Genomic DNA, 25,721 nt, shown 5'->3' on the forward strand with positions numbered 1-25,721 from the left:
GTAGGGCAACGCCCTACGAAAAAACGGTAATCTGAATTTGCGCCCTGAAAGGGCATAATTGTATACAGTTCCGCCCTTTCAGGGCTTGTGGCTGGTGTGTTTTTTTCGTAGGGCGTTGCCCTACGCTATGTAATTAAGCCCTTTCAGGGCACCCCAATAAATATATAATTGTAAGGCTTTCAGCCTAACTGCAAAATTCCCATTTAACCGATAAATTCTCATTTAACTGCAAAATTCCCATTTAATTAAGAACCGTGCAGAAATGAATGAAATTTTTTCCTACTATAAAGTTGAAAAACATAAAAACATCTGCCACCTGCAACCAAACGCGTGTAATGCACTAGTTGATAAATAGTTGGAGCGTTGCAGATACCTGCGGCAGATAGGTTGCAGATAAAGTATCTGCAACACGTTATATAATCAAAGAAAAAGCCTTGATTCCTTTATGCAAAGCTATGGGATAATTGGGGTGACTCTATGGAGAAATGGTGGTGTCTCTACGGGGAAACGACAGTATCCTTGCGTAGAAACTGTAGTGTCCCGCCTTAGAAACTCTCGTTTCCTACCGTGGAAACTGTAATTTCTAATGCCGGAAACGACAGTTCCCCGCCTGGAAACGGGAAGTTAATGTATACAATAAACTTTTGCCCTCCTGGAGAATTGGCTTATGTAAGGTTTATACTGTGTTGCAGATACTTTGATCTGCAACCTATCTGCAACAGTATCTGCAACGCTCCAACTATTTATCAATTAGTGCATTACACGCGTTTGGTTGCAGGTGGCAGATGTTTTCATGTTTTTTCAACTTTATAGTAGTTCCCAAAAGTTTCAAATAAAAACAATTATGACACCCTACCATTGGTACGATGTCATAATCTTAGTAGAACCATGCCAAGAAACCGAAGTCATAATGGCATGATGAAATTACACTAACCTAATTTATTTATTTTTCTTCCAAAGTTTGCTCATATCTTCCAGTGTCTTACCTTTCGTTTCAGGCACCCAACGCCAAACGAAGATGGCAGCAGCCACACAGATTATTCCATATAAACTATATGCAAACATCGGGCTGAAGTCGTACAGTGCCGGGAAAGTAGAAGATACAATGTAATTGAATATCCATTGGAAAGCCACAGCGATTGCCACTGCTTTACCACGGATGGTGTTCGGGAATATTTCCGAGATCAACACCCAGCAAATCGGTCCCCAAGACATCATAAAGAATGCTGCATACACAATCACTGAAAGTACCGGGAGAACACCCTTTATTGCCATGCTATCACACATTGCTACCGCAAATGCACCTACAGCCATACCAATAGAACCGATTATCAATAGTGGTTTACGTCCGAAGCGGTCTACAGTGAAGATTGCAACCAATGTAAAGACAATGTTTACAATACCCATAATAACTGTCTGCATCATGCCACCTCCTTCTGCACCTGCATTTTCGAAAATACGAGGAGCATAATAAAGTACCGCATTAATACCGATAGCCTGTTGGAATACAGAAAGCAAAATACCGATTACAATTACTGCCACTCCATAAGTAAAGATTTTCTCTGTCTTTTCATGAGCAGTAGCTTTAATATCATTAAGAATTTCCTGTGCTTTTGTCTTACCATTGATCTTTTCAAGGATCGAATAAGCCTTTTCATCCTGCTGTATCAATACAAGATAACGAGGAGTCTTGGGAACAAAGAACAACAACAAGCCGAAGAATGCTGCAGGGAAAGCTTCCGAACCGAACATGTAACGCCATCCTTCATAAACGGTCCACATATCAGATTCAGCACTAACAGACAGTACACCGGCTGCATCTTTCAAAATAATAGGATTTTGATGGTCGCCCATAATCAGGAAATTCACGAAGTATACTACCAACATACCGAAGATGATAGCAAACTGGTTACACGATACAAGCGTTCCACGAATATTAGAAGGAGCAATTTCAGCAATATACATCGGACAGACTGCAGAAGCCAGTCCAACACCGATACCGCCCAAAACACGATACAAATTAAAAGCAATCAGCAAATCCATGTTCGGCTTTCCATATTCGAAAAACAAGACTTCCGGATAATAGGAACCTAATGCTGAAAGGAAAAAGAGTACGGCAGCAAGCCTTAGAGAATTACGACGTCCCAAACGGGAAGCAAATATACCGGAGATCGCACCACCCAGTACACAGCCAATTAATGCACTGGAAGATGTGATTCCATGCATTACTTTATTGTATTGAAAATCAGAGGCCGAAAGGAAAAAAGCCTCCAAGCCTTTCTCCGCACCGGAAATAACTGCTGTATCGTATCCGAAAAGCAGTCCTCCCAAAATGGCGACAGAGGTTATCGAATATAGGTAGAGTTTACTACCCTCGTTCGTTGTATTAATCATGGTTATAAGTAGATAAAGTAGTGTTGTAGTAGTTGGATTTATATCACCACAGATTTCACAGATTAACACAGATAAAATTCAAAATAAGAGAGAAGAAAATCAATCTGTGATAATCCGTGTAATCTGTGGTGGGGTTAATTAGCAATACATATTCAGAATTGCTTCATAAAGTTCTTGTTTACCGCTAGTCTGTTTCGGTTCACCGTTTGCTTTTGCATAAGCAACTACATCTTCCAAAGTCAACTTGCCATCTTCAAACTCCTTACCTTTACCGCCATCAAATGAAGCGTAACGGTCAGCCAACATTTTCTTATAGGGAGATTCGTTCAGCAGAGCAGCTGCGCTTTCCAATGCACGAGCCATAGCGTCCATACCTGCGATGTGAGCGATGAAGATATCTTCCAGGTCAGTAGAGTTACGACGAGTCTTAGCGTCGAAGTTTGTTCCACCGTTACCCAAACCGCCGTTGCGGATAATTTGCATCATAGCTTGTGTCAGTTCGTAGTTGTCAATCGGGAATTGGTCTGTATCCCAACCATTCTGATAATCACCACGGTTAGCATCGATAGAACCCAACATGCCGTTGTCTACTGCTACTGCCAATTCGTGTTCGAAAGTGTGACCAGCCAAAGTTGCGTGGTTTACTTCAATGTTCACTTTGAAATCTTTATCCAAGCCATGAGCTTTCAGGAATCCGATTACTGTTTCTGTATCTACATCATACTGATGTTTTGTCGGTTCCATCGGTTTCGGCTCAATCAGGAAAGTACCTTTGAAACCACGGGCACGAGCATAATCACGAGCGATGGTCAGCATTTTTGCCAAGTGTTCTTTTTCACGTTTCTGATCTGTATTCAGAAGAGACATATAGCCTTCACGGCCACCCCAGAATACATAGTTCTGACCACCCAGTTCGATCGTTGCATCGATTGCATTCTTAATCTGAACAGCAGCACGAGCTACTACGTCAAAATCAGGGTTAGTAGCAGCACCGTTCATATAACGTGCATGGCCAAATACGTTGGCAGTACCCCACAACAGTTTGATGCCTGTTTCAGCTTGTTTCTGTTTTGCATAAGCTACGATTGCTTTCAAGTTAGCTTCGTATTCTTCGATGCTTGCACCTTCAGAAACCAAGTCTACATCGTGGAAACAGTAGTATTCGATACCCATTTTCTGCATGAATTCGAAACCTGCGTCCATTTTATCTTTTGCAGCTTGTATAGTGTCAGCATTACTATTCCAAGGGAATTGTTTTGTTCCGCCACCGAATTGGTCGCCACCTTCAGCACACAAAGTATGCCACCATGCCATAGCAAATCTCAACCAATCTTTCATCTTCTTACCGTTGATAACCTTTTCAGCATCGTAGTAACGGAATGCCATCGGATTCTTACTATCTTTACCTTCGAACTTAATCTTTTCAATTCCCGGGAAAAATTCTTTTGTTGCCATAATTCTTTTATTTTTAAAATGGTTATTATTTAAATTGTTAATTATTTATCTGAAGACAGAACCGGAGCCGGTATGTTACCGGTCATCGACTTTTCAAGACGGTATTTCCATTTTGCATACGCGTCAGCATATTCCTGGCGTTTTGCCACATTAGGTTCAATCACATCCAGTTTGTCAAGCGTAGCAAATGCTTCATTGTTATCCTTGTAGATACCTGCACCGATGCCCGCACCTTTCGCAGCACCTACGGAACCATCCGTATCGTAAAGCTCGATAGTGGCTCCTGTGACTCCTGCCAAAGTATCGCGGAAGATAGAACTCAAGAACATATTAGCGTGTCCGGCATGGATCATCTTCACAGGAATTCCCATTTGCTCCATGATATCAATGCCATATTTAAAAGAGAATACAATACCTTCTTGAGCGGCACGGATAATATGATGTTTGCCATGTGCATTGAAGTCCAGTCCACGGATACTGCAACCGATTTCTTTATTATTCAACATACGTTCGGCACCGTTACCAAAGGGCAGAATACTGATTCCCGCACTGCCGATAGGAGCTTTGGAAGCCAATACATTCATTTCATTATAAGATATTCCTTCGGGAGCAATGTTGCGTTTCACCCATGAATTGAGAATACCTGTTCCGTTGATGCAAAGCAATACTCCCAAACGTGTCTGATCTATGGTATGATTGACATGCGCAAAGGTATTGACGCGTGACTGCGGATCATAGTTCACTTCACCGTTCACGCCATAAACCACTCCCGATGTTCCTGCCGTAGAAGCAATCTCTCCCGGATTAAACACATTCAAAGAAAGGGCATTGTTAGGCTGGTCGCCTGCACGATAAGTAATCGGTGTTCCTTCTTTCAGTCCAAGCTCTTTGGCAGCTATTGCATTTACACGTCCCTGCTCTGCAAAGGTCGGTTTAATATCTGCAATCAAAGAAGAATCAAACCCGTAATAATCCATTAAGAAATCAGCCACCCGGTTGTTCTTGAAATCCCAGAACATACCTTCCGAAAGCCCGGAAACAGTTGTACAGATTTCTCCACTCAACTTCATGGCAATATAATCACCCGGCAGCATTATCTTGTAAATCTGCTCATAGATGGCAGGTTCGTTTTCTTTAATCCACGCCAACTTGGAAGCGGTAAAATTTCCCGGTGAGTTCAACAAATGAGAAAGACATCTCTCCTCCCCGATTGTCTCAAACGCTTTCTGACCGTATGGCACCGCACGGGAGTCACACCAGATGATAGCAGGACGCAATACATGCTGATTCTTATCAACACAAACCAATCCGTGCATCTGATAAGAGATACCGATGGCTTTAATTTCAGCGGCACTAACTCCGGATTCAGTCATAATAGCCTGCGTGGACAACTTTAAGTTTTCCCACCAACTTTCAGGATCTTGTTCCGCCCATCCGGGATTCACTGCAATAATATTCGCTTCTGTTTTCGGAAAAAATGCCGAGGATACACATTTACCAGTCTCCGCATTTACCAAACTCGCTTTTACAGACGAGCTACCTATGTCATAACCTAATAGAAACATAATTTTATTTACGATTAAACGATTTACTATTTACGAATTACGCTCAATGTCCGACAATTAATGCTTTAACATCCAACGCCTAATACTTAATACTTGATACTTGAACAGGGTCTACCTTCTTACCTTATTATATACCTTCTTATCAAATTTATAATAACGGGCAGCACGGTGAGCCACTCCTTGTTGTTTTTCTTCCAAAGGAACTACATATTCCATCATTGCTATTTTTTTATGGAAGTTACGCACGTCCACGGCTTTGTCGTATACTAATTCAAAAAGAGTCCTTAATTGTGCGGCTGTAAATTTACGCGGAAGCAGTTCGAACAACATGGAAGGATTAAATTCTACGAACTGACGAATATAAGTCATTGCCTCCTTTATAATCAGATTATGGTCGAAAGCCAGTGTTTTCACGTCTTTCAAAGCGACCCAGCAAGCCTGGTGATCGTCCAGATTCTTATCCAACGTACGATCTATCTTCACCATCGACAAATATGCAATGGTAACAATACGCTCCACTTTTGACTGCATAGCTCTTTCCAACCAACGTACATCTTTCGGATTACTCGTTCTGTTTTTAGAACCAAATGCTTTAAACTGCATCAGATTCACATTTTTAAGTCCTGTCAGTTCATACAAAACTCGTTGTGCAGCTTCATCCAGGGCTTCATCCATATAGATAAGACTTCCGGGAAGTTTCATATCATGATATACTTCTCCATTATCCTCACCTGCACGTTTTACAAGCAACACTTTCAGTTGTTCTCCGTCAAAACCAATCACTACACAGTCCACTGATATATGATTGTTTGCTAAAGGTGTATTTTTCTGTAAATTTTGCATATCTATTTCTTTAAGACGATGCAAATATAGAGGCTACAAACCATCAAAACAAAATAAGAACTATGCTATAAAACATTGTTTTTCATATAAATACATATCATACATTCTACAATATGAATAGTTAGTGTTATCTTACGAATTACAATATGTATTTTAGTATTTCCACGGGTGAGTAATTGTATAAAGTACAAAAACTAGATGGACGCTTTATTATCAGTACTTTTCATATCTTTTCCAACAGATACCCGGAAAGGTACTTATTGTATTTTAAACGATATGTCATTTTGTACCTTATCGTTTTTTATCCTATCTTTGTCGGGTAAATATTAAAAAATCTAAAATGGAACGTCATCCAGTCATTTTATCCATTGCCGGCTCCGATTGTTCGGGAGGGGCAGGTATTCAGGCAGACATAAAAACAATCTCGGCTTTAGGAGGCTATGCAGCATCGGCCATCACTGCCATCACCGTACAAAACACACTGGGGGTACGCGCCGTACAGTCTATCTCTCCGGATATGGTTCGTGGGCAAATAGAAGCCGTGATGGACGACCTGCAACCGGTTGCCATCAAAATAGGAATGATAAATGACATTCAGATCGTTCGTGTAATTTCCGACTGTCTACAAAAATATTCGCCTGCATACGTCGTTTACGATCCGGTAATGGTGTCTACCAGCGGAAAGAAACTTATGACAGATGAAGCGATAGAAGAAATCAAAAAAGAACTTTTACCGCTTGTCACATTAATCACCCCTAATATTGATGAAGCAAAAGTACTTACAGGTAAAAGTATTCACAACATTCAGGATATGCAGACCGCTGCCAAAATGCTGACGGATGATTATCAGACTAATATCTTACTAAAAGGCGGACATCTGGAAGGAGACAATATGTGCGACCTTTTGCATACGTCCGAATTTATCTACCATATATATGAGGAGAAAAAAATAGAAAGCCATAATCTGCATGGAACGGGATGCACCCTCTCTTCCGCTATTGCCACCTATCTTGCCAAAGGCTACCCCATGCGAGAATCCATCCAGCATGCGAAAACATATATCACTCAAGCCATTATCGCAGGAAAAGAATTGAATATCGGCCATGGCAACGGCCCTTTATGGCATTTTCCGGACTCCGTTGCACAAATGTGTACATTTTGTGCGGTTGTATCATAAAAATACGTAACTTTGCACCCGCAATTAAAAATCAATTAAATAATAAAAATATGAAAGCATTTGTATTTCCCGGTCAAGGCGCTCAATTTGTAGGAATGGGTAAAGACCTGTATGAAAACTCAGCTTTAGCAAAAGAATTGTTTGAAAAAGCAAATGATATCCTCGGATATCGCATTACAGATATCATGTTCGACGGCACAGACGAAGATCTTCGTCAGACAAAGGTTACTCAACCTGCCGTTTTCCTTCACTCTGTTATTTCTGCTCTTTGCATGGGCGACGACTTCAAACCGGAAATGACTGCCGGCCACTCACTTGGTGAGTTCTCTGCATTGGTTGCTGCCGGTGCATTGAGTTTTGAAGATGGATTGAAACTTGTGTATGCACGTGCAATGGCTATGCAGAAAGCTTGCGAAGCTACTCCTTCCACCATGGCTGCCATTATCGCATTGCCGGATGAAAAAGTAGAAGAAATCTGTGCAGCAGTAAATGCAGAAGGTGAAGTTTGCGTCCCGGCCAACTACAACTGCCCGGGACAAATCGTTATCTCCGGCTCTGTACCGGGTATCGAAAAGGCTTGCGAACTGATGAAAGCTGCCGGAGCCAAACGTGCTCTTCCGCTGAAAGTGGGTGGTGCTTTCCATTCTCCATTGATGGATCCTGCTAAAATAGAACTGGAAGCTGCTATCAAAGCTACCGAAATACATACTCCTAAATGTCCGGTATATCAGAATGTGGATGCACTTCCTCACACTGACCCTGCAGAAATCAAAAAGAACCTGGTTGCTCAATTGACTGCTTCCGTACGTTGGACACAATCAGTAAAGAATATGGTTGCTGACGGTGCTACTGATTTTACAGAATGTGGCCCGGGTGCCGTACTTCAAGGATTGATTAAAAAGATTGACGGTACTGTCAATGCTCACGGTATTGCATAAATATCCGTAAGCAGACTTTATCTTTAAGTGATATAGAGCGTGTTGGTAATAGTTGCCAACACGCTTTTTTTATATGAAAACCATAAATGGAATACAAACGAACATGTTGTAAAACACCCTGATACTTTTCTTTTCCGGCAAACTTTCCGAATCTTTCTTTTGTTTTTATTATAGGAATCATTTACTCAAATTTATGAGCCATGAAAATACATGAATATCAAGCGAAAGAGATTTTCTCCAAGTACGGAATACCTGTCGAGAGGCACACTTTATGCCGTACTGCCGCAGGTGTCCTGGCTGCATACCGGAGGATGGGAACAGACAGAGTGGTTATAAAAGCACAAGTACTAACCGGAGGCCGGGGAAAAGCCGGAGGAGTAAAACTGGTAAACAATACGGAAGATGCTTATCAGGAAGCCAAGAACATTCTCGGAATGAGCATTAAAGGTCTTCCAGTCAATCAAGTTCTGGTCAGCGAAGCGGTTGATATTGCTGCAGAATATTACGTCAGTTATACCATCGACCGGAATACACGTTCTGTCGTTCTGATGATGAGTGCATCCGGTGGTATGGATATTGAAGAGGTAGCCCGTCAGACACCGGAGAAAATCATCCGATATTCAATCAATCCATTCATTGGCCTTCCCGACTATCTGGCAAGGCGTTTTGCTTTCACTCTCTTCCCCCAAATGGAACAGGCAGGAAAAATGGCTGCCATCCTTCAGGAACTTTATAAAATCTTTGTGGAGAATGACGCATCGTTAGTGGAAGTAAATCCGCTGGCACTTACAAAGAAAGGTACATTAATGGCTATTGACGCAAAGATTGTTTTTGATGACAATGCGCTCTATCGTCATCCGGAGATTCATGCTTTGTTTGATCCGACGGAAGAAGAAAAAGTGGAAGCAGATGCCAAAGATAAAGGATTCAGTTATGTTCACATGGACGGCAATATCGGTTGTATGGTAAATGGCGCCGGACTTGCCATGGCTACTATGGACATGATTAAACTTTACGGCGGTCAGCCTGCTAATTTTCTCGACATCGGTGGCAGCTCCAATCCTGTCAAGGTTATTGAAGCTATGAAACTCTTATTGCAGGATGAGAAAGTAAAAGTGGTCCTGATTAATATTTTCGGTGGGATCACTCGTTGCGATGATGTGGCAATGGGACTTCTTCAGGCATTCGAGCAAATAAACAGCAATGTCCCCGTCATCGTCCGGCTTACAGGCACCAATGAACATATCGGACGGGAACTGTTACGGAATTACAGCCGTTTTCAAATAGCCACAACGATGAAAGAGGCTGCTCTTATGGCTCTGAAAGCATAATACGTACCAAATCACTAAAAAATAAAGCAATTATGAGCATACTAATAGATAAATCCACCCGTTTGATTGTGCAGGGAATCACTGGCAGAGACGGGCTTTTCCATGCCAAGAAGATGAAAGAATACGGAACCAATGTGGTCGGAGGTACTTCTCCGGGCAAAGGAGGAACAGATGTGGACGGAATCCCCGTATTCAACACCATGTATGACGCTGTCGAGCAGACAAAGGCTAATACCTCCATCATTTTCGTTCCGGCACGTTTTGCGGCAGATGCTATCATGGAGGCAGCAGACGCAGGCATCCGGATCATAGTCTGCATTGCAGAAGGAATCCCCACACTGGACGTGATTAAGGCGCATCAGTTTGCCGAACAAAAAGGTGCCATGTTGATCGGGCCTAACTGTCCGGGACTTATCTCTCCGGGAAAAAGCATGGTTGGCATCTTACCGGGACAAGTCTTTTTAGAAGGAAATGTAGGTGTTATCAGCCGTAGCGGAACACTTACTTACGAGATTGTGTATCACTTAACAGCTAATGGAATGGGACAATCCACCGCTATCGGCATCGGGGGCGATCCTGTTGTAGGGCTTCACTTCCGCCAACTGCTGGAAATGTTTCAGAATGATCCGGAAACAGAAGCAATCGTCCTGATTGGAGAGATTGGAGGAAATGCGGAAGAACAAGCGGCCGAATATATTCGTAATAATGTAACTAAACCTGTGGTAGCATTTATTGCCGGACAATCAGCTCCTCCGGGAAAGCAGATGGGACATGCAGGAGCTATCATTTCGGGAAGTTCCGGTTCGGCAAAAGAGAAGATTAAATCTTTAGAAGCTGCCGGTATCCGGGTAGCACAAGAACCTTCGGATATACCGAAATTATTGAAAAGATAAACTCCCAAAGAGAAAGAAAAGACAAAAGTAGTCATATCATAACAGATGCAGATTCACTCCCTCAAATAAGTAATTACATACTTATCGTTTAGAGTAAATCTGCATTTATTTTACATACCTTTCTTTATACCTAATTTTATAAGAAGAGCATTCATAGGATATGCACAGAAGAAGCCGAAAAGCATAGCCAACTGCATCATAAACCAGAATATCCATGTGTCTTTGGGTAACGGTTCATTGATGAACAATACAAAATAGACAATCGCCATCCAGCCATACATTCCTACCTGCCAGGACAAAAGAGAAAAGAAATCCGCTTTGAAAGCACGAGCCAAGGCATTACCTACCGATATTTTTTCCATCTCCCGAATAGCATAGAATTGGAAATAAACACCAATCATCAAAGCCAGAATAAAGTCAAGTACCCAATTACCAAAGAGCTGACTTCCTGCCACAGTTACAGGAACATAGTTTGTAAACCACTCTCCTATGATATCTGCCAATGTACATCCTGCACCACAATGAAGCGCCGACAAAGCTACCGATTGCCAATAAGGACGTTGCATTCCTTGCATCGACATTTCTCCCTGCATGGCCATATCCATCTCCATATTATCTTTCATACCGGACATATCCATTCCCTTCATATCAGACATATCTTTCATGCCAGACATATCCATTTTCATCCCATCATCCTCAGCTTTCATCGGACTACTCCGTCCAAACTTATTATACGCCCATAAAGCTAAATAACTTCCCCATAATGCAGATAATATCCAGACTGCATTCATTATCTTCATTGATTGCGGACGATGTGTCAGGTCTATGGCAATATGTACTGCAATTCCGATACCTGAACATACTAAGAAAACGGCTATTAAATTGAGCATGGCTGTATGTTTTTTAAAGATTCAGATTACAAAACATCCTTTATTTGTGAATAGTTCACCCCATTACTTTTAATTTTATCCCGTCGAACTATTCCCCACACGAGTTGTTATCATTTTATAATCAAAACAATAGAATTATGAGCAGACGTAGACAATTAGAGCATGAAGTATCTGTTGCTCAAGAAAGAATAAAGAAAGCTGCAAAAGATACACCGAAGGATATCCTGAAATTATGGGAACAAGAGCTGGTAGACCTGGAATTGGAACTCAATAATATGGTGGATGATGAAGAAGATAACAATGAGGATTAACAGAAGAAAGGCGCGCTAGTTACCTAGTGCGCCTTTCTCTATTACTGTATATGTATTCAGTATTAATTCTTTGGCAATGCTTCTTTTACTACCATTGAACGACCTACATATTCTGCACCGTTCAATTGTTCGATAGCTTTAGCAGCTTCTGCATCATCCGGCATTTCGATAAACGCAAAACCTTTTGATCTTCTAGTTTCACGATCTGTGATTAACTTTACTGAAGCAACTGTTCCATACTCTTCCATTACATGTCTCAAATCTGATTCCTTAACATTATAGCTAAGATTTCCAATGTACAAATTCATAAAATACAAATATAAAAAATTAATAATTCAATAAGAAAGTTTTAGGAAGATCTTAATTAGAGATGGATATGCTCAAATAAATGAGAAGATTCATGTAAAAAAATCAAATCGTAATAAACCTCTTTATTGTTGTTGGTACAAAGGAAAGCATTATTTGGGGATATTGCACTATATTCTCTCCTTTTTCTTTCTGCAAAACATCTTTTTTATGAAAATAGGCCAATACTTAACGTTCTTATTCTTTTTATACCAAGCCATTCCATGTAAACTACCGGATTAGTCTTTCTGCAAATTCTTCGCTACAAATTCCTCAAAAAACGTTTTCTTATAGTTTCCACCTCCTATTCCTATCTCATAAGACTTAATAAAAATATCATTGGTATCAAAAGAGTCAATCCGTGAGGTATTGACAATATAGGACTTGTTTATCCGGAGAAACTGTTTAGCGGGCAGTTGCTCATGAATATTTTTCAGATTCATCTTAGTAATCACCCGCTGATCTTCCAATTGGAGAATGGAATAATCCTTTAGTCCTTCAATAAAAAGAATATCACTGAAGTTTATCTTGATATAGCGTCGTTCCGATTTGATGAAGATATATTCTTCCTGTATCTCCTCCACTCTTTCGGCTGTTTCCGACAATAACAGTTTATGATATGCTATTGCCTTATTGACTGCTTTCAGAAAACGGTTCATTTCAATGGGCTTCACCAGATAATCAATGGCACTTACTTCATAACTATCGAGTGCATATTCCGCATACGCCGTTGTAAAGACAATCAACGTATTCACGGGAATGCTTTGCGCAAATTCTATTCCGGTAATTCCCGGCATCTGAATATCAAGGAAAATCAGATCAACCGTATATTCATTTATATAAGCAGACGCTGCGATAGCATTATTAAAGCTACCCACCAATGTCAGTTGTGGAATCTGCTCCACCAATGACTTCATACCTTTGCGAGCTACCGGCTCGTCATCAACAATAATACAATTCATAAGTTTAGATGTAAGTTGACATTATAAGTTGTTTCTTTATCTTCTATCTGTAGCGTATACCGTGATTCATAAAGTAAATCCAGTCTGCGTTTCACATTGACCAACCCTATTCCCCCTTCCCGCTTAACAGGAACACGGGGCTTAGAATTTTCGCAACGAAACGTCAACTGTTTATTATGCACAGAAAAATACAAGTGAACATAAGATAAATTGTCGCTATCCAAATTATGTTTCACCGCATTCTCTACAAAAGGGATAAACAATAACGGAGGAATACAGATATTCTCCATATTTCCCTCTTGAAAGATTGTATATTCAAAATGATCCCTTCTCACCTTCTCCAATTCAAGAAAGCTGGTGAGAAACTGTATATCTGCAGTAAGAAATACTTCTCTTCTTGTACTGTCATTCAACTGGTAGCGAAGTAGATTGTCCAGTTTCTCCAATATCTGTGAAGCCTCATCCGGAGCATCCTTTACCAAAATATTGGCATTATTCAGCATATTAAAAAGAAAATGCGGATTGATCTGTTTCTTTAATTGTTGCAATTCTGTCTGTTTAGTCGCCTTCTCCAATTCAAGAATCTTTTTATCGGAGACAACCCAACGGCGGAATAGTTCAAAGCTCGTACAGCCACCTGCACTTAATAGCAGTACTAATACTCCATAAGCAATACTATCAAAAGAAACAGCGTGGTTATCCTGTATACAAAACCCACGAATACCGTATCGTTGATATAATGGAGACAGAAATATAAATCCTAATAATACACTCACTAAATTGACTCCGAGAAACGAAATCCAATAACACCATAACTTGCGCTTGGCCTTATACAGGAAACGGGGCACTAACCAATATATATTCAGATAGATAGGAAATGCAAAAACCAATATACTAACCGGATATGCATATAGGAAACCTTCTCTAGTAAAATCTCCATATACATTCTGAAAGCCCAAAAAGAGTATAATAAATAGCAATAGTAAATTACTGATAAGCCTGAAACGGTCATTTACCAGATTCTTCCCCCAATCGTATACATTCCAGGTATCTTTCATAATTCCAACATTAAACCAATGGTACACAGTGCCTCATCATTATAGCCACTTTTTAATTGATAACCTCCCGGATATAACAAGTCCAATCGTTGCCGTAACTTGTCAAAAGCAGGTGCTACTTGCAGACTTTCCTTTTTTCGCAGACAGTATGTACAAATGAATCGAAGCTGATTCTCTTCCATTTGAAAATCGATCCTTATATTTTCTCCCTTTCCATTCTCTCCACATACAGTTGTCCGAATCACATATTCTATCACAGGCATAAACAATAAAGGAGGAACTTGTATATAACGCACTTCATTCAGGATGTTGACTTCAAAATTAAACTCCGGATTACATAGTTTCTCCAACTTCATATAATCAGTCATAAAATCGATATCATCTCCCAACAATACCTGTTGCCGTTCACTTTCATAAAGTTGGTATCTAAGCAACCGACTTAATTTAAAGATAAGCAATGACGCCTTTTCTCCATCTTCTCCCAGCAAGGTTCGTACCTTATTCAATATTCTCGAAAAAAACTCCGGTTGGAGTTGATCTTTCAAATGATTTAGATCAGTCTGTATGCTAATATTCTCCAATTCATTTAATCGTTGTTGATAGGCCACCCAACGATGCAGAAAAATAGTAAAAGAAAAAGCCAGGAAATAGAGTATCAGTGCCAATGCATTTATCAACAGAAAGAAAGGGAGATCACTGTTTAGTCTTTGCATCTGTTCGGGTATAACATAATATTGCCCTAGAAAACAAATAGCACCAACCATGGCGGTCAGCATAAATCCAACAAGGCAACTCAAATATATGATATACTTTTTATATCTACGCTGAAACAGATAACCGGGAATTAACCAGTAAGTATGCAGATTTATGATTCCCCATAGAATGACAGAAAGTAAAAGACTAACTCCCGTAGAAAGATTTAGCCCTAAACTATCGCTTTCGACAAAAGTGCCTCTGAACACTAAAAAGGAGACTACAAGAAATATCCCAATTTGCTTCAGTAACGTATATAATAGTATCTTAACTGACATCAGGCGATAAAGTTACCATTTTTTTAGAACTTATACTTCATTCCCACCGAAACATACATTGCCGGTTTAAAATATGGATCAGTATCTTTAGACATATCTTCGAAGAAAGCCTTTAAAGTGCGGGTAGTGTAATAAGCTATTCTGCTACACGACACACCGGCAGTAGCAGTGATTGAAAAAGAATTCCCCATACTTACTTCCGGTTGTAAACCTACAATAATGAATTGCTGGGAAAACATAGTATCTTTTCCTTCTCTTTCCAACAATGCCAATGACCCGTTCATCTCTGCCACGATCCTTAGATTCAGATATTTATTCATTTTCATTCCTGCCGATACTTCCATGGCATTCAGCATCGAAACTTTAATTTGATAACGTCCTTCAGTGCTCCAATCAAAATAAATAGCAGGAAATACCATCGGATAACCAAATGTGTTGTTCACAGCCAAACCAGCCCCAAGAGATAAATTGGACTTGAACTGCCGGATGAAAATAACTCCTCCCTGTCCCAGAACATTCTTCAGTTTTACATCAGAAGAGGTATAGACGCCTGCACCGACAGTCGTCAACAAAAGCCATTTTTTGCTGATAGGGCGAATATTGGTTACGCTCAACTGCATATTTATAATTTGATCTATGTCTATGTAAGATTGAAGATTCTTATTATTCATTGCCGTATAGCTTCCTCCTGCCGAAATCATCCAAAGAGTTGGCTGATTTCTTTCATTCATTTTCTGTGATACGGGAATATTGACGTTCCCTTCCACAAAGCACATATCCCCTTTCCCGGGATACTGTCCATTTTCATCTTTATATCGGGAAGAAGATATATACCCGGTTTTCACAGTAACCTGTGCCTGTATATTTTCAGGAAGTAATAGAAACAAGGCGAACGCACTTAACAAAATAATCCTCATTCTTTTATCTGTTTTAGGGTTTGAATGAGACAAAAGTAGAGTTTTACCGATCTGCGTAGAGAGTTTGTAGACCAAACCCGGCATTAAGTAGACCAAACCTGTAAATTTGTAGCCTGTTTGGTCTGAATGTATTATATAAAAAAATAAAAGACTACCTTTCAACCGAAGATAGTCTTTTATCCGTATATCATTTTTTAATTATCCACAATGGAAATACTTATGTACGAGATCTAACATCTCCATCGGCTTTCCTTCCAAATCCGCACGCAATGTTTTATCTTCATAACCACGAAGTCTGCGGATGATACCGTCAATCATTGCCGGGCTGAATACATTATATTGTTCAAAGATTGCCCGTTGTTGTTGCAGGCAATCGGCAGAAGCTTCACAGCTATCCGGCAGTTGCGCCAGTGATTTCAGCTTATCTTCGTTTTCTTTCTGATGGATATTCACATTTACATAAGTTTTTTCAGCAATGTCCAGCGCATTTTCAATCTCAAAACCATGACGGCAGGCAACAGCCAAACCAGCCAACAGTTGATACAAATCTGCCGAACCATCCGGAGAGCGCATTTCTACAGTTTGCTTCTGACTGGTGTCAAAATGACTTTCAGCTTCCAACGGATTTGCCAATGTACACATATCTGTTTTTGCAGCCCACCCCAGAGGTACACGCACTAATACAGAGCGGTTACGATCTCCCCAACAAACATTGGTAGGTGCTTCCTGATGAGGAACGAGACGGAAATAAGAAGTAGGGTTGGTATTTCCAAAAGCAGTAATTGACGGAGCAAGCACCATCATTCCGGCAATTGCCTTGCGTGCTGTTTCCGACAAAACACCGTCTTTCAGCATCTGGTTCTTTCCGTCTTTCATGATACGCATGTGGACATGCAAGCCCGAACCTGCTTTACCTGCCGTAATCTTTGGAGCAAAGGTTACATTGTATCCATATCTAAATCCCAGGTTACGAATCACCCATTTGGCAATCATTAATTGATCTGCTGCCTGCGATACGGGAACCGGCAGGAATTCTATTTCATTCTGCTCATAGATATAACCATCCAGCGTAAAATTACCCACTTCGGAGTGTCCATACTTTATTTGCCCGCCTGTCTGTGCGATGTAAGACATACATTGAGTACGGAACTCATTGAATTTAGCATAAGGGCCCGATTCGTGATAACCACGTTGGTCGGTTGCCTGAAACATACCAGTATCCGGCGCTATTACATAATATTCCAATTCGCCCATTGCCTGAAATTCCATTCCGGTAACTTCTGTAAAAGTTTTGCTTGCTTTGTAAAGAGTGTGTTCTGGTGCACTTTCGAGGGGTTCGCCGTCTTTATTGAAGAAAGAGCACAGCATAGACAGCGTCGGAATCTCGGCAAACGGATCAACGAATGCTGTGCAAAAACGGGGAATTACATAAAGGTCACTACTGCCCGCTTCTATAAATGAGAAAAGACTGGAACCGTCTACCCGTTCTCCACATGTGAGAATAGCTTCCAGATAAGCTTGATTGTTGATGACAAAGTTCAGAGTTTTCAGACGCCCGTCTCCCGCCGGATACATAAAATTAACCATGCGGATATCTTTTTGCTGGATAAATGAGATAATGTCAGCTTTTGTAAACTCTGAAGTTGGTTTTTGAAGGAATGCCACCAACTGGTTAGCATTCATTGATAAATCATAATTCATAATCGGTTGTTTTTCGTTGTTGTATGATTAAAACGGTTTGTTGAATGCCAAAGATAAGGAAAAGATGGAAAATCAAGTAAGAAAAGATTTAATTATTTCTTTGTTATGTTGCATTTATATCTATTCTCCTATTTAAAACGCTTCAGGTCTTTCTTCTCAAAAATCCATTCCGGAGTGTATAGTTTCCCAGTATCCGTTTCGGTCAGCTCGTACCAGGGAGAAAGGTTCCGGCTGGTTGGATTGACCAGGATATGAATCTGTTGGGCAGGCATATAGCTTTGCGCCAGAAGGAATACTTTCTTTCCGGTATTCGGATGAATGGCAATATCCATAACAATCACAGCATGACCGGGTGAACCGCCTTTAAAAAAGACATCCCCGGGTTGCAAGGAAGTATAAAGCACAGCTGGGAGTTCACGAGATAAAGAGGCAGTTCCGGCATACATAAAAACCATATCGAGATAGTTACGGAAAGTTTTATAGGAATAATCCACTCCCTTGCCCGAAGCATACCATTGAACCTGATTATCGTTGACTTTTATTCGATTTCCCTCCGCCCATTTCTTGTATTCGGCAGTAAATCCACTTGTGAAGTTGAATTTTATATCTGTATACCGTTTATGTTTCCACAGATATTCCGCCCGCAGGCGTATCACTGCATCGGCACACTGCTGCAAATCACGATTGCCTATCTCCATATCTACGACTGCAAATGCGGCTGCCTGATTGGCTTTTTCTTTTCCATTGTAAAGTAACACTTTACTGCCTTTAGGCAATAATGACAAATTGCGCAAATAAGTTGTAAACGAATTATCGGAGCAGGTCTCTCTAACATATCCTGACGGAGGAGCGATTCTATCTGCAAGCCTCTCCTGTCCCCATGACTGAAAGACTGTGAAAAGTAAGCCTGCACACATTAACAAATACTTCATATCGGTTCTTCTTATTTCATTCCGCACAAATATAAGTAATTATTATTGAAAACGAAGATAAATCACTTGCGCTTATCCTTTTTTATTCTAACTTTGTAGAAGGACGTGCAACAAAACTAAAATTGATAAGCTTATGGATATCCAAACTTTTATTCAAAATTTCAGAGAGGCATTCGGAGAAAATGCTGAATTGCCTCTTGTTTTCTGGTACTCGGACGAGCAAAAAGGAGAAACAGAAAAGATAAACGGTTGCTTCTTCAAAGGTATGAAGACGGCAAGAGATGGTGGTATTATCAGCCTGAATGCCGAAAATATAGGTTGCGGCGGCGGTAAATTCTATACAGGTTTCACCGAAATGCCGGAACATGTGCCGACTTTCGTTTCGCTCAAAGAGAAATACAAACAGACTCCCGAAATGGTCATCGACTTTATACAGCAAATCGGAGTTCCTCGAACAGAAAAAAAGTATCTTCATTTTGCACGTATAGATAAGGTAGAAAGCCTTGAAGAAATAGAAGGTGTTGTATTTCTGGCAAATCCGGATATGCTTTCGGGCTTAACCACTTGGGCTTTTTATGATAATAATGCCGAAGATTGCGTCGTTTCTGCCTTTGGTTCCGGTTGCAGTACTGTAGTGACACAAGCCACGCTAGAAAATCGTAAAGGAGGTAAACGTACTTTCCTCGGTTTCTTCGACCCGTCGGTTCGCCCTCATTTCGAAGCTGATAAATTAAGCTATACCATACCTATGTCCAGATTTAAAGAGATGTATGAGACGATGCGCCAAAGTTGTCTATTCGATACGCATGCATGGGGAAAGATTAAGGAAAGGATGAACGGATAATCTCCCATAACGAAATTGCATATCATTATACAATTATCGGGACAATTATGTGTATACTTATTCCGAACATACAAGGCTTCCGAACTGTCCCATTCTATTTCCAGGCATGGAACTGATCGTTTCACGCTTTGAAACCATCAGTTTCACACCGAGAAACAAAGTGTTTCACACCGAGAAACTTTTTGTTTCAAGGCTTGAAACTAAAAGTTTCAAGCACCTGGACCTTTTCTTTTCCTACGGGATTAAAATAATATACCAATCGGATTAAACCTTTTATCAGGAGAAAAGTCTTATTATTAATATATTATTGATCTATTCAACATTAAAGCATCAACGAAAATGGAAACATCCGTTAAACTCTATTCGCTGAAACACAGCAATGTGAAAACCTACCTGTTCGCCTTACTGTTCGTAGCGGGTAACATTGCACTTCCACAATTATGCCATCTTGTACCTTATGGTGGTCCTACCCTGTTACCTATTTATTTTTTCACGCTGATCGCGGCTTATAAATATGGTTTTCTTGTAGGATTATTGACGGCTATTCTTTCACCGGTCATCAATCATTTATTGTTTGCCATGCCCTCGGAGGCGGTACTTCCCATCCTATTAATCAAATCGTCCTTACTCGCCGGAGCTTCAGCTCTTGCAGCACGTACTATAAAATCGGTTTCATTACTGGCCATTCTTGGTGTCGTACTCACTTATCAGGTCATAGGCGTTGCATTTGAATGGGCCATCGTCGGAAGTTTCTACGAAGCAGTACAGGACTTCCGTATCGGTATTCCGGGAATGTTACTGCAATGGTTCGGCGGATACGCCCTCCTGAAAGCAATTGCCAAACTCTAAACTAATATAGAAAGATGGACAGAAGGGATTTTTTAAAAACAGTAGCTATCACCGGAGCCGCCTTGACTATACAGCGTTCGGAGGCTATGGAGGTGTTAACTCAAACAATCAATAAAGCAAACGGAAGCAATCCTGATCTGGTGGCCGTTATGGGCGGAGAACCCGAAGAGATGTTCCGCCGTGCCATAAGCGAACTGGGGGGTATGAAGCAATTCGTGAAACCGGGACAGAAAGTGGTTGTAAAACCTAATATCGGTTGGGATAAAGTGCCGGAACTGGCAGGAAATACGAATCCGAAACTGATTGAAGAAATCGTCAGACAATGTTTTGCCGCCGGAGCTAAAGAAGTGGTCGTGTTCGACCATACTTGTGACGATTGGCAGAAATGCTACAAAAACAGTGGTATTGAAGCTGCTGCCAAAAAAGCCGGAGCCAAAGTAATGCCTGCACATCTGGAGTCGTATTACAAACCAATTGATCTGCCAAAAGGCAAAAAGATGAAGAAAGCCAAAGTGCACGAAGCGATTCTGGATTGTGATGTATGGATCAATGTTCCTATTCTGAAGAATCACGGAGGTGCCAATCTGACTATCTCCATGAAAAATCACATGGGGATTGTGTGGGATCGCGGATTCTTCCACCAGAACGATTTGCAACAATGCATCGCAGATATCTGTACATTACAGAAGAAAGCTGTACTCAACGTAGTAGACGCCTACCGGATCATGAAAACAAACGGTCCCCGGGGACGCTCTGCATCCGATGTTGTACTGGCAAAAGGATTGTTTATCTCACCGGATATTGTAGCCGTGGATACGGCTGCTGCCAAGTTCTTCAATCAAGTACGTGAGATGCCACTGGATACAGTAGGACATCTCGCCAATGGGGAAGCATTGAAAATAGGAACCATGAACATTGACAAATTGAATGTCAAGCGAATTAAGATGTAAAACAACCATGTTAAGAAGGCTACGTATTGGAATATCAGCACTTTTATTTGTGCTGATTTCTTTCTTTTTTCTCGATTTCGCAGAAATATTACCGAACAGTTTTCATCGGCTGGCACATTTGCAATTTATTCCAGCCATCCTTTCACTAAGTATAGGTATCTTATTATTTCTCATTGTGTTAACGCTTTTATTCGGGCGTGTATATTGTTCTACAATCTGCCCTATGGGTATCTTGCAGGATGTGATTGCACGAATTTCCAAAGCAACGGGAAAAAAGAAAAAAAGATATAGTTACAGTCCTGCAAAAAACAAATTGCGCTGGGGTGTGCTCGGACTGACAGTGGTCGGGTTTCTATGTGGATTTACATTTATTGTTGGTTTGCTCGATCCGTACAGTGCGTATGGACGTGTAGTAGTGCACATATTCAAACCTATCTATATGCTGGGGAATAATCTGCTGGAATCACTCTTTGCCAGATTTGACAATTATACATTTTATCAGGTAAACACCTCCATCTTGAGCATTTCTTCCCTTCTCATCGCTATTATTACTCTTGCAGTCATCTTTGTAATGGCATGGAAACATGGACGGACATGGTGCAATACGATTTGTCCCGTAGGAACAATATTGGGGTTATTGAGCCGATTTTCATTATTCAAAGTCCGTATTGATACTGCCAAATGTAATGGATGCGGGCTTTGTGCCACCAAATGCAAAGCAGCTTGCATCAATAGTAAAGAACACGCTATTGATTATAGTCGTTGTGTAGATTGTTTCAACTGTTTGGGAGTATGCAAACAAAAAGCATTAGTTTACGCCCCTTCTTTAAAAAAACAGTCTGATGTAGAAACTTCTGCACCATCATCACCGGATTTGGATTCATCCAAACGCCGTTTTTTGGTTGCCGGTCTTGTTACTGCCGGAGCAACCCCCAAACTCATCTCCCAAGCCAAGGAATCTGTAGCAAGCTTGGAAGGTAAGAAGGCATACAAAAAGGAAAATCCGATCACTCCTCCGGGGTCTATCAGTCGGGAACACTTCCAACAGCAATGCACATCCTGTCATCTTTGTGTCAGCAAATGCCCTTCTCATATCTTGAAACCGACTTTTATGGAATATGGCTTGGCAGGCATGATGCAACCTACTGTTAGCTTTGAGAAAGGATTTTGTAACTTTGACTGTACTGTCTGTGGAGATGTCTGTCCCAATGGAGCAATTCTTCCCATAAGTGTAGAGCAAAAACATCTTACACAAATGGGATATGTTGTTTTCATCGAGGAAAATTGCATTGTTTATACAGATGGAACCAGTTGCGGAGCCTGCTCCGAACACTGTCCCACACAAGCAGTAGCGATGGTGCCGTATAAGGACGGATTGACGATTCCTCATGTAAATAAAGAAATATGTGTAGGTTGTGGAGGATGTGAATATGTTTGCCCAGCCCGTCCATTCCGTGCCATCTATATCGAAGGAAATCCTGTACAAAAAGAAGCAAAACCATTCAAAGAAAGCGAAGAGCACAAAGTTGAGATAGACGATTTTGGATTCTGACCGGCATGGTGCCGGAGCAGAGTTTCCATCCGTGTTTTATGTTCTATGACGGTTTATTTCAAATGTGAACAAGACAGATGGTATGGATTTAAAAAAAACTATCCATTATATTCCTCCTACTTTCAATAAATTCACTAAATTCGTGGCGAACTAAAGAAAGCAATTCATGGAGGTATTCACAAATAACTGGAATAGCCGGAAATATCAGATTGGCTATGCACTAAGCGGAGGATTTATTAAAGGATTTGCCCATTTGGGAGTCATGCAAGCTCTTTTGGAACATGATATTAAACCGGAAATCATCTCTGGAGTAAGTGCAGGGGCACTTGCAGGTGTCTTTTACGCGGACGGCAACGAGCCGCACAAAGTACTTGATTATTTCTCCGGACATAAATTCCAGGATTTAACCAAACTGGTGATTCCCAAGAAGGGACTATTTGACCTCTGTGAATTTATTGATTTTCTCCGGACTAACTTAAAAGCAAAAAATCTGGAAGAGCTACAACTTCCCCTGATTATCACAGCAACTGACCTCGATCACGGTCGCATGGTTCACTTTCATCGGGGAAGCATAGCGGAACGGGTCGCCGCTTCCTGCTGTATGCCTGTCATGTTTTCTCCGGTCAACATAGACGGCACTAACTATGTGGATGGAGGATTGATGATGAATCTTCCGGTCTCTACCCTGCGCAGGGTTTGCAATAAAGTGGTAGCTGTCAACGTAAGTCCCATCATGGCACAGGATTACAAAATGAATATTGTAAGCATTGCTATGCGCTCATTCCATTTCATGTTCCGCGCCAATACCTTTCCCGAAAGAGAAAAATGCGATTTATTAATCGAACCATACAACCTATACGGGTACAGTAACACCGAACTGGAAAAAGCTGAAGAAATCTTCGGGCAAGGCTATAATACAGCTAACGAAGTACTTAGTCAACTGTTGGAAGAAAAGGGGAAAATATGGAAATAATCTCCTATCCATCAGAAACAAGAATGAATACGAATATTAATAATCTACTCTATATGAATGACGAAAATAAAATAATTATCTACCAAGTATTCACCCGCCTGTTTGGAAATAACAACAACCACTGTGTCTACAATGGAGACATTGCCACCAATGGTTGCGGGAAAATGGCTGATTTCACGCTCAAAGCACTTGGTGAAATCAAGAAATTAGGTGCTACACATATATGGTATACAGGCATCATCGAGCATGCCACTCAAACGGACTATCGCCGTTATAATATCAGTCCGGATCATCCTGCTATTGTGAAAGGAAAAGCTGGTTCTCCGTATGCTATCAAGGATTATTATGATGTAGATCCTGACTTGGCTAACGACGTGCAAGGACGTATGAAAGAATTTGAGAATCTGGTACATCGCACACATCGCACAGGTCTGAAAGTAATTATTGATTTTGTACCTAATCACGTAGCACGCCAATATCACTCGGATGCACAACCGGACGGTACGACCGAATTGGGAGCTAACGATGACTCCAGCCAATCTTTCAGCCCATATAATAATTTCTATTATATTCCGCAAGCGGAACTTCATGCCCAGTTTGATATGAAAGACGGTGCAGCAGAGCCTTACCGGGAATTCCCGGCGAAAGCTACCGGTAACAATCGTTTTGATGCTACTCCCAATATCACCGACTGGTATGAAACAGTGAAATTAAACTATGGAGTGGATTATCAGAATGGCGGTACCTGCCACTTCTCCCCGACTCCGGATACTTGGATAAAGATGCTGGACATTCTTCTTTTCTGGGCATCAAAAGACATTGACGGTTTCCGCTGCGACATGGCCGAAATGGTTCCTGTTGAATTCTGGGAATGGGCTATTCCTCAAGTAAAAGAGGCTTATCCTGAAATACTTTTCATCGCAGAGGTTTACAATCCAGGTGAATACCGTAACTATCTGTTCCGCGGCAAGTTTGATTACCTGTATGATAAGGTAGGGCTGTATGACACGTTACGCAATGTAGCTTGTGGATATGAATCTGCATCCGCTATCACTCATTGCTGGCAAAGTCTGAATGGAATAGAGAAAAAGATGCTCAACTTCCTGGAGAATCACGACGAGCAACGTATCGCTTCTGATTTCTTTGCCGGCAACCCGCGTAAAGGAATTCCCGCACTGATCGTTTCCGCCTGTATGAACACTAATCCTATGATGATCTACTTCGGTCAGGAGTTTGGAGAACTGGGCATGGATAGTGAAGGATTTAGCGGAAGGGACGGACGGACTACTATATTCGATTATTGGAGTGTAGACAGCATACGACGCTGGCGCAACGGAGGTAAATTTGACGGGAAGATGCTTACTGAAGAGCATAAACACCTCTACTCTATCTACCAAAAAGTACTGACGATTTGTAATGAAGAGCAGGCAATCAGCAAGGGAGTATTCTTTGATTTAATGTATGCCAATATAAACGGATGGCGTTTCAATGAGCATAAACAATATACTTTTATGCGAAAATATAAAAATGAGATTCTGTTTTTCATTATTAATTTCGACAGTCAACTGGTAGATGTTGCTATCAATGTGCCTTCACATGCTTTCGACTTTTTACAGATTCCTCAAATGGAATCTTATCAGGCCACTGATTTGATGACGGGCGCTAAAGAAGAAATCAGTCTATTACCTTATAAGCCCACGGATGTTTCGGTAGGAGGCTATAACGGAAAGATTTTAAAGATTACTTTTTAAGTAAAAAGACTAAGATCTGTATACTCTTCATCCCTCGGTCACTTATGAATGACCGGGGG

General features: G+C 40.9%; 23 protein-coding genes. 11 read left to right on the plus strand and 12 right to left on the minus strand.

Annotation, left to right across the window (positions count from 1 at the left end; translation table 11 throughout):
- Nucleotides 1-939: 939 nt before the first annotated feature.
- From xylE to N5O98_RS08500, 4 genes are all read right to left on the minus strand, one after another.
- Nucleotides 940-2,394, minus strand: a complete 1,455-nt coding sequence (gene xylE / locus N5O98_RS08485; protein WP_004316410.1) for a D-xylose transporter XylE — start codon at nt 2,392-2,394, stop codon at nt 940-942.
- A 138-nt stretch (nt 2,395-2,532) separates the two neighbouring features.
- Nucleotides 2,533-3,849, minus strand: a complete 1,317-nt coding sequence (xylA, locus tag N5O98_RS08490; protein ID WP_195664318.1) for a xylose isomerase — start codon at nt 3,847-3,849, stop codon at nt 2,533-2,535.
- Nucleotides 3,850-3,890: 41 nt separating this feature from the next.
- A complete protein-coding gene (locus N5O98_RS08495) occupies nt 3,891-5,414 on the minus strand; it encodes a xylulokinase (protein ID WP_118161245.1) in 1,524 nt (507 codons plus the stop codon).
- Between the two features lie 111 nt (nt 5,415-5,525).
- Nucleotides 5,526-6,257, minus strand: coding sequence for an NUDIX hydrolase (locus N5O98_RS08500; RefSeq protein WP_055235544.1), 732 nt, complete (start codon nt 6,255-6,257; stop codon nt 5,526-5,528).
- Between the two features lie 340 nt (nt 6,258-6,597).
- Between N5O98_RS08500 and thiD the strand changes: the two genes are divergently transcribed.
- The 4 genes from thiD (at nt 6,598) to sucD (ending at nt 10,596) form a co-directional block, all read left to right on the plus strand.
- On the plus strand, nt 6,598-7,434 hold the full coding sequence (gene thiD / locus N5O98_RS08505; protein ID WP_118161246.1) for a bifunctional hydroxymethylpyrimidine kinase/phosphomethylpyrimidine kinase: 837 nt from the start codon (nt 6,598-6,600) through the stop codon (nt 7,432-7,434).
- A 50-nt stretch (nt 7,435-7,484) separates the two neighbouring features.
- The gene (fabD, locus tag N5O98_RS08510) at nt 7,485-8,372 is read left to right on the plus strand and encodes an ACP S-malonyltransferase (protein ID WP_004316407.1); all 888 of its coding nucleotides are present in this window, start codon (nt 7,485-7,487) and stop codon (nt 8,370-8,372) included.
- A 200-nt stretch (nt 8,373-8,572) separates the two neighbouring features.
- Complete coding sequence (sucC, locus tag N5O98_RS08515; RefSeq protein WP_022200160.1) at nt 8,573-9,703, plus strand: ADP-forming succinate--CoA ligase subunit beta; 1,131 nt, start codon at nt 8,573-8,575, stop codon at nt 9,701-9,703.
- Nucleotides 9,704-9,735: 32 nt separating this feature from the next.
- Nucleotides 9,736-10,596: a succinate--CoA ligase subunit alpha gene (gene sucD, locus N5O98_RS08520; protein ID WP_004309340.1), complete on the plus strand. Its 861-nt coding sequence runs from the start codon at nt 9,736-9,738 to the stop codon at nt 10,594-10,596.
- Nucleotides 10,597-10,706: 110 nt separating this feature from the next.
- Here the strand turns inward: sucD and N5O98_RS08525 are convergent, their stop codons facing one another.
- Nucleotides 10,707-11,486 (minus strand): DUF4396 domain-containing protein, encoded by a 780-nt coding sequence (locus tag N5O98_RS08525; RefSeq protein WP_004303313.1) that lies wholly within the window; start codon nt 11,484-11,486, stop codon nt 10,707-10,709.
- A gap of 137 nt (nt 11,487-11,623) precedes the next feature.
- Between N5O98_RS08525 and N5O98_RS08530 the strand changes: the two genes are divergently transcribed.
- Nucleotides 11,624-11,797: a hypothetical protein gene (locus tag N5O98_RS08530; protein WP_004303314.1), complete on the plus strand. Its 174-nt coding sequence runs from the start codon at nt 11,624-11,626 to the stop codon at nt 11,795-11,797.
- A gap of 62 nt (nt 11,798-11,859) precedes the next feature.
- Here N5O98_RS08530 and N5O98_RS08535 read toward each other — a convergent pair whose 3' ends face one another.
- The 7 genes from N5O98_RS08535 to N5O98_RS08565 form a co-directional block, all read right to left on the minus strand.
- Nucleotides 11,860-12,105: an RNA recognition motif domain-containing protein gene (locus N5O98_RS08535; RefSeq protein ID WP_004295865.1), complete on the minus strand. Its 246-nt coding sequence runs from the start codon at nt 12,103-12,105 to the stop codon at nt 11,860-11,862.
- Nucleotides 12,106-12,381: 276 nt separating this feature from the next.
- On the minus strand, nt 12,382-13,104 hold the full coding sequence (locus tag N5O98_RS08540) for a LytR/AlgR family response regulator transcription factor (RefSeq protein WP_008777003.1): 723 nt from the start codon (nt 13,102-13,104) through the stop codon (nt 12,382-12,384).
- A complete protein-coding gene (locus tag N5O98_RS08545; protein WP_182423457.1) occupies nt 13,101-14,162 on the minus strand; it encodes a sensor histidine kinase in 1,062 nt (353 codons plus the stop codon). Before N5O98_RS08545 ends, N5O98_RS08540 begins: the two co-directional genes overlap by 4 nt.
- Nucleotides 14,159-14,875, minus strand: coding sequence for a histidine kinase (locus N5O98_RS08550; protein WP_229036696.1), 717 nt, complete (start codon nt 14,873-14,875; stop codon nt 14,159-14,161). Before N5O98_RS08550 ends, N5O98_RS08545 begins: the two co-directional genes overlap by 4 nt.
- 341 nt (nt 14,876-15,216) lie before the next feature.
- A complete protein-coding gene (locus N5O98_RS08555; protein ID WP_004303320.1) occupies nt 15,217-16,110 on the minus strand; it encodes a DUF6268 family outer membrane beta-barrel protein in 894 nt (297 codons plus the stop codon).
- Nucleotides 16,111-16,308: 198 nt separating this feature from the next.
- On the minus strand, nt 16,309-17,811 hold the full coding sequence (locus N5O98_RS08560; protein ID WP_022200158.1) for a glutamine synthetase family protein: 1,503 nt from the start codon (nt 17,809-17,811) through the stop codon (nt 16,309-16,311).
- Nucleotides 17,812-17,939: 128 nt separating this feature from the next.
- On the minus strand, nt 17,940-18,743 hold the full coding sequence (locus N5O98_RS08565) for a DUF4846 domain-containing protein (protein WP_022200157.1): 804 nt from the start codon (nt 18,741-18,743) through the stop codon (nt 17,940-17,942).
- A gap of 133 nt (nt 18,744-18,876) precedes the next feature.
- Between N5O98_RS08565 and N5O98_RS08570 the strand changes: the two genes are divergently transcribed.
- From N5O98_RS08570 to N5O98_RS08595, 6 genes are all read left to right on the plus strand, one after another.
- Nucleotides 18,877-19,587, plus strand: coding sequence for a DUF169 domain-containing protein (locus tag N5O98_RS08570; protein ID WP_022200156.1), 711 nt, complete (start codon nt 18,877-18,879; stop codon nt 19,585-19,587).
- A gap of 339 nt (nt 19,588-19,926) precedes the next feature.
- Complete coding sequence (locus N5O98_RS08575; protein WP_004295851.1) at nt 19,927-20,436, plus strand: hypothetical protein; 510 nt, start codon at nt 19,927-19,929, stop codon at nt 20,434-20,436.
- Nucleotides 20,437-20,450: 14 nt separating this feature from the next.
- The gene (locus tag N5O98_RS08580) at nt 20,451-21,386 is read left to right on the plus strand and encodes a DUF362 domain-containing protein (protein WP_004295850.1); all 936 of its coding nucleotides are present in this window, start codon (nt 20,451-20,453) and stop codon (nt 21,384-21,386) included.
- Nucleotides 21,387-21,393: 7 nt separating this feature from the next.
- Nucleotides 21,394-22,938: a 4Fe-4S binding protein gene (locus N5O98_RS08585; protein ID WP_022200155.1), complete on the plus strand. Its 1,545-nt coding sequence runs from the start codon at nt 21,394-21,396 to the stop codon at nt 22,936-22,938.
- A gap of 166 nt (nt 22,939-23,104) precedes the next feature.
- Complete coding sequence (locus N5O98_RS08590; RefSeq protein WP_004295848.1) at nt 23,105-23,911, plus strand: patatin-like phospholipase family protein; 807 nt, start codon at nt 23,105-23,107, stop codon at nt 23,909-23,911.
- 53 nt (nt 23,912-23,964) lie between these two features.
- Nucleotides 23,965-25,662, plus strand: coding sequence for an alpha-amylase family protein (locus tag N5O98_RS08595; protein ID WP_004318215.1), 1,698 nt, complete (start codon nt 23,965-23,967; stop codon nt 25,660-25,662).
- The last annotated feature ends 59 nt before the right edge of the window (nt 25,663-25,721 follow it).

Source organism: Bacteroides sp. LFL-34 (assembly GCF_027257075.1).
Taxonomy (GTDB): domain Bacteria; phylum Bacteroidota; class Bacteroidia; order Bacteroidales; family Bacteroidaceae; genus Bacteroides; species Bacteroides ovatus.